Source organism: Bacillus sp. PS108 (assembly GCF_037963335.1).
GTDB classification, from domain to species: Bacteria; Bacillota; Bacilli; order Bacillales; family Bacillaceae; genus Bacillus; species Bacillus subtilis.
In genome coordinates, this window is sequence record NZ_CP150155.1 from 195634 (window position 1) to 208283 (window position 12650).

Below are 12650 nucleotides of genomic sequence, written 5' to 3' on the forward strand. Positions count from 1 at the left end.
CACGTAAAACACAAAATACGAAATGACTGAAATCTTGGAGGACGAGGAAATGGCTTTTGAGGATATCCCTTTTTTGCAGTACCTCGGCAATGCCGTTGATATTCTCCTTGTTTGGTATGTGATATATAAATTGATTATGGTGATACGCGGCACGAAAGCGGTTCAGCTGTTAAAAGGAATTGTAGTCATCGTGCTTGTTCGTATGGCCAGCCAATATTTGGGCCTCAGCACACTTCAATGGCTGATGGACCAAGCGATAACATGGGGATTTTTAGCAATTATTATTATTTTTCAGCCTGAGCTGAGAAGAGCGCTTGAACAGCTAGGCCGCGGCCGCTTTTTTTCGAGGAGCGGCACGCCTGTTGAAGAAGCGCAGCAGAAAACGATTGAGGCCATTACAAAAGCGATCAATTATATGGCGAAACGCCGTATAGGCGCCCTGCTGACCATTGAGCGGGATACTGGAATGGGGGATTATATTGAGACCGGCATACCACTGAATGCCAAAGTCAGCTCTGAGCTGCTGATCAATATTTTTATTCCAAACACCCCGCTTCATGACGGTGCGGTGATTATGAAAAATAATGAAATTGCCGCGGCCGCCTGTTATCTGCCGCTTTCTGAGAGCCCGTTTATTTCAAAAGAACTGGGCACGCGGCACAGAGCAGCTGTCGGTATCAGTGAAGTAACAGACAGTTTGACGATTATTGTGTCTGAAGAGACCGGCGGCGTCAGTGTGGCAAAGAACGGCGACCTTCACAGAGAGCTTACAGAAGAAGCGCTGAAAGAAATGCTTGAAGCCGAGTTTAAGAAAAACACCAGAGACACTTCTTCTAACCGCTGGTATTGGAGGGGCAAGAAAAATGGATAAATTCTTAAACAACCGCTGGGCTGTGAAAATCATTGCTCTGCTTTTCGCGCTCTTGCTTTATGTGGCGGTTAACAGCAACCAAGCACCGACTCCGAAAAAACCGGGTGAATCTTTCTTTCCGACATCAACAACTGATGAAGCAACTCTGACCGATATCCCGGTTAAAGCGTATTATGATGATGAAAATTACGTCGTGACGGGTGTTCCGCAAACAGTTAATGTCACGATAAAAGGCTCGACAAGCGCCGTGAAAAAGGCTCGGCAGACCAAGAACTTTGAAATATATGCTGATATGGAACATTTGAAAACCGGCACACATAAGGTTGAGCTTAAGGCCAAAAACGTGTCGGATGGGCTGACAATCTCAATTAATCCGTCTGTTACGACAGTGACCATTCAGGAACGGACGACCAAAAGTTTTCCCGTAGAAGTGGAGTACTACAACAAAAGCAAGATGAAAAAAGGCTATTCTCCGGAGCAGCCGATTGTCAGTCCGAAAAATGTGCAGATTACCGGATCGAAAAATGTGATCGATAATATTTCTCTTGTAAAAGCTTCAGTGAATTTGGAAAACGCAGATGAAACGATTGAAAAGGAAGCGAAAGTGACTGTCTATGATAAAGACGGAAACGCGCTTCCTGTCGACGTGGAGCCCTCGGTCATCAAGATTACCGTTCCGGTGACAAGCCCGAGTAAAAAAGTGCCCTTTAAAATTGAACGGACAGGAAGCCTTCCTGACGGTGTCAGCATAGCGAATATTGAATCCAGCCCCAGTGAGGTAACGGTTTACGGCTCACAGGATGTGTTGGATTCTCTTGAATTTATTGACGGCGTCAGCTTAGATTTAAGTAAAATTAACAAGGATTCCGATATCGAGGCAGATATTCCGCTTCCTGACGGTGTCAAAAAAATCTCACCGTCAAAGGTGACTTTGCATATAGAAGTCGATAGTGAAGCGGATCAGAAGTTCGAGAATGTCCCTATCAAGACTGTAGGGCTGAGCAGCTCACAAAACATTGAATTTCTTGATCCTGAATCACAAGCGATAGATGTAACGGCTAAAGGCTCTCCCACGAATATAAAAAAGCTGAAAAAATCAGATATTGAATTGTATGTGAATGTTTCAGATTTAGAGGACGGGGAGCATAGCGTGAAGCTTGAAGTGAACGGGCCACAGAATGTAACTTGGTCCTTGGGGCGGAAAAACGCCAAAATCAAGCTGACGTCTAAGAAAAGCAATACATCAACGAATGATAACAGCAGCAATACATCAGGGAACCAGGACACAGATAAACAAACAAATGATCAAAAGAACAATCAGCAAGAAGATACAAAGAACACTGATAAAAACAGCAACGATCAAAACCAAGACGAAAATAAAGATCAAAACCAAGATCAGGATGAGGATGAATCCACTGCGAATTCACAATCCTCATCGGAATAAAAAAGGAGCGATTATAAAATGGGCAAGTATTTTGGAACAGACGGTGTAAGAGGTGTCGCCAATAGTGAGCTTACACCTGAGCTGGCCTTTAAAGTCGGACGTTTCGGCGGTTATGTGCTGACAAAAGACAAACAACGTCCAAAAGTGCTGATAGGCCGCGATACACGCATCTCCGGCCATATGCTGGAGGGAGCCCTTGTCGCCGGACTTTTATCCATTGGCGCAGAAGTCATGCGCCTAGGTGTCATTTCTACACCAGGTGTATCTTATTTGACAAAAGCGATGGATGCAGAGGCGGGCGTCATGATTTCCGCTTCTCATAACCCAGTGCAGGATAACGGCATCAAATTCTTTGGGGGAGATGGATTTAAGCTTTCTGATGAACAGGAGGCTGAAATTGAGCGCCTGATGGACGAACCTGAGGATAAGCTGCCAAGACCTGTCGGAGCAGACCTTGGACTTGTAAACGATTATTTTGAAGGCGGACAAAAATATCTGCAATTCTTAAAACAGACAGCTGATGAAGATTTCACAGGCATTCATGTGGCATTGGACTGTGCCAATGGCGCAACGTCATCCTTGGCGACACACCTGTTTGCTGATTTAGATGCAGATGTTTCTACAATGGGGACTTCCCCGAACGGATTAAACATTAATGACGGCGTCGGTTCGACTCATCCCGAAGCGCTCAGCGCGTTTGTCAAAGAGAAAAACGCGGATCTCGGTCTTGCGTTCGACGGTGACGGCGACCGCCTGATTGCTGTCGATGAAAAAGGAAATATTGTAGACGGCGACCAAATCATGTACATATGCTCAAAACATCTGAAATCAGAGGGCCGTTTAAAGGATGATACAGTGGTTTCAACCGTGATGAGCAACCTCGGCTTCTATAAGGCGCTCGAAAAAGAAGGCATCAAAAGCGTGCAGACAGCTGTCGGCGACCGCTACGTAGTAGAAGCAATGAAAAAAGACGGCTACAACGTCGGCGGAGAGCAGTCAGGACATCTTATTTTCCTTGATTACAACACGACAGGTGACGGATTATTGTCTGCTATTATGCTGATGAACACTTTGAAAGCCACAGGCAAGCCACTGTCAGAGCTTGCAGCTGAAATGCAGAAGTTCCCGCAGCTGTTAGTCAATGTGAGAGTGACTGATAAATATAAAGTTAAAGAAAATGAAAAAGTAAAAGCAGTTATTTCTGAAGTTGAAAAAGAAATGAACGGCGACGGCCGGATTTTGGTGCGCCCTTCAGGAACTGAACCGCTCGTCCGTGTCATGGCTGAAGCGAAGACGAAAGAGCTGTGCGATGAGTATGTCAATCGCATTGTTGAAGTCGTCCGGTCAGAAATGGGATTAGAGTAACGAAGTCTATTATCAGAGAGTGAACAAGACAAGCGAGGTTTACATAAGATAATTGTGAGACATACGGCAAAGTTGTTTAAAAAACAATTGACCGTTTATGCCACATGTTGTAAAATCAAGCTTGTCTTGTTCTTATTTTCTCAATAGGAAAAGAAGACGGGATTATTGCTTTACCTATAATTATAGCGCCCGAACTAAGCGCCCGGAAAAAGGCTTAGTTGACGAGGATGGAGGTTATCGAATTTTCGGCGGATGCCTCCCGGCTGAGTATGCAGATCACAGCCGTAAGGATTTCTTCAAACCAAGGGGGTGACTCCTTGAACAAAGAGAAATCACATGATCTTCCAAAAAACATGTAGGAGGGGACGATTGAAAGTCCCCTTGAAATTTGACTTTCTTCGTCTCCTTTTACAATCTTAGGAGGAAGAAAAATATGTGTGGAATCGTAGGTTATATCGGTCAGCTTGATGCGAAGGAAATTTTATTAAAAGGGTTAGAAAAGCTTGAGTATCGCGGTTATGACTCTGCTGGTATTGCTGTTGCCAACGAACAGGGAATCCATGTGTTCAAAGAAAAAGGACGCATTGCAGATCTTCGTGAAGTTGTGGATGCCAATGTAGAAGCGAAAGCCGGAATTGGGCATACTCGCTGGGCGACACACGGCGAACCAAGCTATCTGAACGCTCACCCGCATCAAAGCGCACTGGGCCGCTTTACACTTGTTCATAACGGCGTGATCGAGAACTATGTTCAGCTGAAGCAAGAGTATTTGCAAGATGTAGAGCTCAAAAGTGACACCGATACAGAAGTAGTCGTTCAAGTAATCGAGCAATTCGTCAATGGAGGACTTGAGACAGAAGAAGCGTTCCGCAAAACACTTACACTGTTAAAAGGCTCTTATGCAATTGCTTTATTCGATAATGACAACAGAGAAACGATTTTTGTAGCGAAAAACAAAAGCCCTCTATTAGTAGGTCTTGGAGATACATTCAACGTCGTAGCATCTGATGCAATGGCGATGCTTCAAGTAACCAACGAATATGTTGAGCTGATGGATAAAGAAATGGTTATCGTCACTGATGACCAAGTTGTCATCAAAAACCTTGATGGTGACGTGATTACACGTGCGTCTTATATTGCTGAGCTTGATGCCAGTGATATCGAAAAAGGCACGTACCCTCACTACATGTTGAAAGAAACGGATGAGCAGCCTGTTGTTATGCGCAAAATCATCCAAACGTATCAAGATGAAAACGGCAAGCTGTCTGTGCCTGGCGATATCGCTGCCGCTGTAGCGGAAGCGGACCGCATCTATATCATTGGCTGCGGAACAAGCTACCATGCAGGACTTGTCGGTAAACAATATATTGAAATGTGGGCAAACGTGCCGGTTGAAGTGCATGTAGCGAGTGAATTCTCCTACAACATGCCGCTTCTGTCTAAGAAACCGCTCTTCATTTTCCTTTCTCAAAGCGGAGAAACAGCAGACAGCCGCGCGGTTCTCGTTCAAGTCAAAGCACTCGGACACAAAGCCCTGACAATCACAAACGTACCTGGATCAACGCTTTCTCGTGAAGCTGACTATACATTGCTGCTTCATGCAGGCCCTGAGATCGCTGTTGCGTCAACGAAAGCATACACTGCACAAATTGCAGTTCTTGCGGTTCTTGCTTCTGTGGCTGCTGACAAAAACGGCATCGATATCGGATTTGACCTCGTCAAAGAACTCGGTATCGCTGCAAACGCAATGGAAGCTCTATGCGACCAGAAAGACGAAATGGAAATGATCGCCCGTGAATACCTGACTGTATCCAGAAACGCTTTCTTCATCGGACGCGGCCTTGACTACTTCGTATGTGTCGAAGGCGCACTGAAGCTGAAAGAGATTTCTTACATCCAGGCAGAAGGTTTTGCCGGCGGTGAGCTGAAGCACGGAACGATTGCCTTGATCGAACAAGGAACACCAGTATTCGCACTGGCAACTCAAGAGCACGTAAACCTAAGCATCCGCGGAAACGTCAAAGAAGTTGCCGCTCGCGGAGCAAACACATGCATCATCTCACTGAAAGGCCTAGACGATGCGGATGACAGATTCGTACTGCCGGAAGTAAACCCAGCGCTTGCTCCGTTGGTATCTGTTGTTCCATTGCAGCTGATCGCTTACTATGCTGCACTGCAACGCGGCTGTGATGTTGATAAACCGCGTAACCTTGCGAAGAGTGTTACTGTGGAGTAATAAATGTTTAACCCCTTTGGTTGTTTTTGTGGCTTTAAAATAAAGTTACGACGTTTATAAAAATGTTGCGATGCTTTTTCCCTTAGATAATTTTTGTCTAAGGGTATTTTTCTATTTTAACTAAAGAGGCAGGTAACTGGGATTCCAATTAATTTTGGGTCCCCTTTTTACATAAATGATGTGACACCAATATTACAAAAATGTAACTTTAATCTCAAATAATGTAATTTGATTCGATGGCAGGTCATCTAATTTTCTTTTATTATGTTCTAAAAGAGATTGGATGGTGTTGGGTTTGGATATTTCAGAAGTTAATATATCACTGTTTAGACTAGTTAATGACTTAGGAAAAGAACATCCCTTTTTGAATCCTGTATTTAGTTTTATTGCTGAATATATGGTTTTTTTACTTGCACTAAGTGTTCTTTTTATTTGGTTTACAAGAGATACGGATAATAGAATTATGATTCTTTGTGCATCTATCGCTTTCATTTGTGCCTTTACGATAGGGAAGGTTTCAGGGGTATTTCACTCGAATTATCAACCTTTTGTTGAATTGGGAGAGGTTAATAAACTGATACATAAAGAAAAAGACAATTCTTTTCCAAGTGACCATACAATTTTATTCTTCTCATATTGTATTTCATTCTGGCTCTTTAAGAGAGGGTGGTCAATTTTATGGGTATTGTTAGCTGTTCTTGTGGGAGTCTCCCGTATATGGGTTGGGGTTCATTATCCTTTTGATGTTTTAGCAGGAGTATTAATAAGCCTAGCAGTTTCAACTTTTATATATTTAACATTCCCTAAACTAAATATTACTCAAACTGCCATGAAAATTTATGAAAAATGTGAAAATATACTTCTTTATCGCTTCAAAAGAAAGGAAAACAAGTCAAAAAACCTTTAGATTTATTCAACAATCGGGTGCTAATGTTCAAAAAATCGTAACCTAAAATGCTAAACTCTTTTATAAAGATTCCATCTGTATTCAAAGCTGTAGAATCCATTTTGATCTATCTTTTTTTCTATGGATTCTTTAAATTTGCCGTAAACTGAAGGTTCATGTGTTATTTTTGATCAACCTTTATTTTAAAGCTACAGTTTTAGCCAAAGGGGTTTTTTATTTTAAAGATTAAGGATTGCCATAAGAATATGAAAATATTAAAGAAGATATTTTTAAGGAAAGTGACATCTACGGAGAAGTTGGGGAATTCTAGCTATAACAATATCCACAACAGCTAGTTCAATTTCTTGGCCGTTAAGGCTGTTGAAAATAAAGTAGGAACCAGTATTCATTTATAGTTCCTAATTGAACTCAGTTATTTACTAAACAAGAAAATAGAAAAATGATTATAAAATTCTTCTTGTATTTCTACAAAAAATTAAAGTGATAGATATCATAAACCTCGGATAAAGATTCAGGATGTATATTTAAAGGGAAAGAAGGATTTGATACTTCATTCTCCATATTCCAACATCTTGACAATGTTTAAAATTTAGCATATCTTATACTTAACTTAATAATTGGCTCAGGTGTTTATTTTCGTTTGTTAAATTATTAGGTCTTTAGCATTCTTTCAACTAATCTTGACAGGATGAAAAAGTATCCTAATTTAAATGGAAGAGGAACATAAGTAAATTTTATTTGATAATTAAGCACCTATATTATAATGTAACGAAGATTTCATTCTTTTAGAAGGAAGTTAAAGCATAGCATAAGTAAAATAACAAATAATAAGGTAGCACTTCAAAAAACTTCGCTGAAGTTAGTTGAAGTGAAGCCGACAATTTTCAGGATTCAATGATCTAACATAATCATTGAAATTTTGAAGTTGTCGGCTTTTTTGTTGGAAAAAAATAGAGATAAATAAAAATTGAAATAAATAATAGACAAATATGATCTGATTGAAAGGTCTTTTGACCAATAATGAGTTTTAAAAAAGGGAGAATTTAGAATGTTAGTTTCGCTGAGTTTGTCATCATTATTAACATTATTTTTTATTATGCTTATGGCTTCTGGGATTAGTGGACTATTGTTTTTACATCCGCGAGTACCCTTGAGTTTTGTTCGCATTCATATTGGGATCTTGGCTTTACCACTTTTGGTTTCCTTACTGATTCTTGCCAATAGTGGTGTGAGTGGAAATGTTGGCCCTTGGCACTTAGATTCCTTAGCTTGTTTAATGACTTTCTTTGTTCTTGCAATTGGATTCATCATTCAGCGTTTTTCTGTACGTTACTTAATGGGGGATCGATCTTATCGAAAATATTTTACGCTTTTTACTTTCACAACAGGAGCTGCTTCTATGACATGGTTAAGTGGTGATCTCCGCTTGATGGTTCTATTTTGGGGAGCAACTCTTGTTGGTTTAACCTTACTTATAAGGTTAAACAGTGCTTGGCAAGTGGCTAGTGAAGCAGCCAAAATTTCTGGCCGGTTATTTTTGTTAAGTTGGTTTTCTTTGTTTTTTGCGATGATGTGGCTTTTTCATGCCACAGGTCAATGGCAGTTATCATTGGTTGTAACAAATGAAAGTTTAGCTGGGCTGGGAGAATGGGAGAGAACAGGGATTCAGCTATTGATTGTATTAGCAGTGATTATTCCTGCAGCTCAATGGCCGTTCCAAAGATGGTTGGTTGAGTCTATTGTTGCTCCCACCCCTGTTTCTGCAATTATGCATGCAGGTTTAGTAAATGCTGGAGGAATAATACTAACTCGATTTTCACCTCTATTTCATGGTGGTATCGCTTCGATTATTTTACTTCTGCTTGCTGGCATTTCTGTATTGATTGGAACTGGAATTAGTTTAGTTCAGGTTGATTATAAACGCCAGTTAGTAGGCTCCACGATTGGACAAATGGGGTTTATGCTCATTCAGTGTGCATTAGGCGCCTATATAGCAGCCATTATTCATCTTATTCTACATGGTTTATTCAAAGCTACGTTGTTTCTACAAGCTGGTTCAGCAGTAGGGCGTCATGAAGTATCGGCTCGCACTAATGAAAGAACATCCTATTTATGGATCATGGCTGGTCGGATTTTATCCTTAGTTATAGGTGTTGCTTTTTGGCTCACTGCTCCTGGAGACGGGTATCACTTAATCAGTGCGCTGATCTTAGGGTGGTCATTGTCCGTTTCTTGGACTCAGCTTGTCGCTTTTGGAGAGGGCCGAATTGGCCGAATTGCCGGCTTAACTGTTTTAGGAGGAGCAGCCCTCGTATATTTTATCATTCATAACCTTTTCTATAAGTGGCTGCATACAACCATTTTTCAAAGTGTTCAACCTCCAATGTCAGCTGTCATGATTGTCGTATGTCTCTTACTATTTGGCAGTGCTTTAGGTACGTGGGTTGCTCGTCATCGTTCTTCCGTTTTTTTCGCGGTACTCTATCTTTGGTTAGTTCGATTAGGTGAAGCAAAACCAAAGTCAGTAGAGAGTCACCCAGACTACCTTAAACAATATATTTCATAAGGAGCTAATCTGAGATGGGCATTACATCAGTATTAACGAAAGATAATGTAAAAAAGATAGATACAGATATTGATGTTCAAGAAAGGGATCTTAACGTTTTCATTACATCTGCCAGCCGAGTGATTGCGCCACTTTGGCCTATTTCTACATTTGCTGCACGTAATCCGTGGATGGGACTTGAAAACCAACCTTTTGATCAGGTTGCAAGTTGGTTGAAAAACACTCGCGATGTTGATATATACCCTAGTGCGTCTATGATCCGTTCAGCAAAGAATAAAGGTGAGATTGATGAAGATTTTGTGGAAATGGGGCTGCAGCGTTGGCTTGATTCACATTCCTATCACATCCCACGGGACGTGGCAGAGCGATTTTGTCATGCTGCATTAAAGTTAGATCCCCTGCCTTCCGACCTTTTATCATCACATGAGCTGGAGAAATTAGTAAGTGAATGTAGTGGATTGGATCATATCGAGAATGTGTTTATGCAACCACTAAGTTCGTATATAGAGAATCAAGATGGTGAAAGGCTAGTCAATATACTAGATCATCATGTCATTAAGTGGAGTAAATTATATCTTGATGACTCTCAAGCAGGCTGGACAATGCCTAATCGTGAGGAAGGTTTTTATCGTGCTTGGCAGCATCTCATTCAATATGATCCAGCACTTAGCAAAAAGCAGCGAGAAAGGGTAAAAGGTTGGCCGAAAGAGGCACATTTGGCTTTACAGGAAGCTTTATTCGCACTAGAAATCCCAGAGTCAGAAATCCAGACTTATCTTGAAGGTCATTTACTTTCATTACCTGGATGGGCAGGGATGATGCTTTGGCGCTCCCAGCAATCGAGCCACGAACATGCACTCCTAACAGAATATTTAGCGGTTCGAATATCCATGGAGTGGGCTCTTATAAAGCCATACTTACCTTTGACTAATGAACGATCTAAGAAAAAAATTTCAATTGCTCCCCTTATAGCAGCTTGGATTCATTGGGGTGGGCTTACATTAGAAGAATGGTCACAGATGACGGCCATTGAACAAAACGAATATTTATCATTTGCCTACAGCTTTGATGAGAAACTTCGCAAGAAACTTTGGTTAGAAGCTTGGGAACAAACGTACACTGATCGATTAAGCCAGAAGATCATCTCGAAACAACGTGAAACCGGCCGTAAAAAATCTGCATTAGCTCAATTAGCATTCTGCATCGATGTACGATCAGAACCTTTTCGTCGTCATCTAGAAAAAGAAGGCCCGTTTGAAACGATTGGTATTGCTGGTTTCTTCGGGGTGCCGATTGCAACTTGTGAACTTGGCAGTAAACACAGTCATGCTTCCTTGCCGATCATACAAAAACCGCAAAATAAAATAAAAGAGTTCGCAGATGAGGATGTATTCAAAAAATACAATCAACGGAAGCAAGCAATTCATTCTTTAAGCCATACCTTTAAAACGATGAAGCAGAATGCGCTTTCGAGCTTACTACTGCCTGAGCTAAGCGGACCTTGGCTTACTCTGCAAATGGCAGCCCGTAGCTTTGTGCCAAGAAAGGCGGGTCGTTTCATTCGTAATCTCCGTGAGGCTTGGTTGCGCAAACCTGATACAAAACTCTCGCTTCATCATGATACTACAGAGGCAGAAATACCTGTGGGTTTTACTGATGAAGAAAAAGTGAACTATGCTCGCCAAGCATTAAAAATGATGGGGTTAACAGAAAACATCGCACCCTTGGTCGTGATCTGCGGGCATGGCAGTCAAAGCACTAATAATCCTTATTCCGCAGCCCTTGATTGTGGTGCCTGCGGTGGAGCGGCCGGTGGATTCAATGCTAGAGTTTTAGCTGCTTTATGTAATCTATCAGAGGTACGAGAAGCTCTTTTAGCTGAAGGAATTCAAATTCCTGAGGATACGGTTTTTGCAGCAGCTGAACATAATACAACAGTAGATGAATTACATTGGCTTTATGTACCAGAGCTTTCCGAAGCTGCACAAGAAGCATTTGAACAAATTGAAGCTGTTATGCCGAAAGTGAGACATCATGTAAACGCAGAACGTCTGGCCCAATTACCGAATTTCCAATCGAAGCTAAAAAATCCGAAGGCTGAGGCAAACCGATTTGCGGAAGATTGGAGTGAGATACGTCCGGAATGGGGACTGGCTCGTAATGCCGCTTTTATTATCGGTAAACGTGAACTAACTCAGGATTGTGATTTGGAAGGCAGAGCCTTTCTCCATAATTATGATTGGAAGCAGGATGAAAGCGGTGAACTCCTAGCAAATATTATTGCAGGACCTGGAACTGTAGCCCAATGGATTAATTTACAATATTACGCATCAACGGTAGCACCTCATTATTATGGCAGCGGAAATAAAGCAACTCAAACCGTTACTGCAGGTCTCGGCGTTATGCAGGGGAATGCAAGCGATTTGTTAGCCGGACTGCCTTGGCAATCCGTCATGGAATCAGATCACGAGGCCTATCATTCTCCTCTTCGTTTATTGATACTCATCCAAGCACCTAGAGAATATGTAGAACGGTTATTAAATAATGATTCAGCATTTCTGCAAAAAGTTCAAAATGGATGGGTCCGACTGGCTAGTCTTGATCCAGAAGGATGTTGGGAAAGCTGGTAATGATGAATCTAAGCATTTATCAAATGGATTTGTTACTCAATACAAAAATGATAAACATAAGGAAGAGGTGTGCTGTATGAATGTAAACCAAAATAAAAAAGTATTATTTTTGACGGATATTGAAAACGGTTTGGAGCCTATTTTACAAGAAGCGACTAACACTTCTGCAGAGAATATGTTGACTATACAAAGCTATGGTGCCGGTATTTCACATCCTTATGGAGAAATCATGAGGTCTGTTATTTTTGCGATTTACCAGGAAGATGTTGAGGAGATTTTTGTAGTAGGAACAAAAGATAAGAAGACTTCCGCAGGTAATGAACTAACTCAACTTGAAACAATGAAAGATAAAATACAAACATTGGATTATCTCTTTCAAAATTGCAAGCCTGAATTTTTTGGTGGTACGGTCGATGAATGGCTAAATGAAAATAGCAGTGACACCATTGAAAAAAGTGTTGATATGATTCGACATCATCCACTAGTGCCGTCATATGTTAAAGTTAGAGGTTTATTCGTTAATCATAATGATGGAAAACCCTCAATCGTGGAGGTTCCTGATGTTAAAACAGGTCAAGCCATACCTGATCATTGCTTGTCACGATGAAATACAGGTTCAACTTCTAAACGC

Annotated in this window: 8 protein-coding genes; all 8 read left to right on the forward strand. The window is 41.3% G+C overall.

Going from position 1 to position 12650, the window contains the following annotated elements; genetic code table 11:
- The first annotated feature begins 49 nt into the window (after positions 1–49).
- The 8 genes from cdaA to NSQ16_RS01165 all read left to right on the forward strand — a co-directional run bounded on the left by cdaA (position 50) and on the right by NSQ16_RS01165 (position 12626).
- Complete coding sequence (gene cdaA, locus NSQ16_RS01130) at positions 50–871, forward strand: diadenylate cyclase CdaA (RefSeq protein ID WP_003223651.1); 822 nt, start codon at positions 50–52, stop codon at positions 869–871.
- Positions 864–2315 carry a CdaA regulatory protein CdaR gene (cdaR, locus tag NSQ16_RS01135; protein ID WP_089172437.1) on the forward strand — a complete coding sequence of 484 codons (1452 nt, stop codon included), beginning with the start codon at positions 864–866 and terminating at the stop codon, positions 2313–2315. The genes cdaA and cdaR overlap by 8 nt, the downstream gene beginning before the upstream one ends.
- A gap of 18 nt (positions 2316–2333) precedes the next feature.
- A complete protein-coding gene (gene glmM / locus NSQ16_RS01140; protein WP_327838097.1) occupies positions 2334–3680 on the forward strand; it encodes a phosphoglucosamine mutase in 1347 nt (448 codons plus the stop codon).
- Positions 3681–4113: 433 nt separating this feature from the next.
- The gene (gene glmS, locus NSQ16_RS01145; protein ID WP_327838099.1) at positions 4114–5916 is read left to right on the forward strand and encodes a glutamine--fructose-6-phosphate transaminase (isomerizing); all 1803 of its coding nucleotides are present in this window, start codon (positions 4114–4116) and stop codon (positions 5914–5916) included.
- A gap of 283 nt (positions 5917–6199) precedes the next feature.
- On the forward strand, positions 6200–6823 hold the full coding sequence (locus NSQ16_RS01150) for an undecaprenyl-diphosphatase (protein ID WP_080497366.1): 624 nt from the start codon (positions 6200–6202) through the stop codon (positions 6821–6823).
- 1048 nt (positions 6824–7871) lie between these two features.
- The gene (locus NSQ16_RS01155) at positions 7872–9389 is read left to right on the forward strand and encodes an NADH dehydrogenase subunit 5 (RefSeq protein ID WP_326145584.1); all 1518 of its coding nucleotides are present in this window, start codon (positions 7872–7874) and stop codon (positions 9387–9389) included.
- A gap of 14 nt (positions 9390–9403) precedes the next feature.
- Positions 9404–12019 (forward strand): YbcC family protein, encoded by a 2616-nt coding sequence (locus NSQ16_RS01160; protein ID WP_327838105.1) that lies wholly within the window; start codon positions 9404–9406, stop codon positions 12017–12019.
- Between the two features lie 76 nt (positions 12020–12095).
- The gene (locus tag NSQ16_RS01165) at positions 12096–12626 is read left to right on the forward strand and encodes a carbonic anhydrase (RefSeq protein WP_029317262.1); all 531 of its coding nucleotides are present in this window, start codon (positions 12096–12098) and stop codon (positions 12624–12626) included.
- Positions 12627–12650 lie beyond the last annotated feature (24 nt).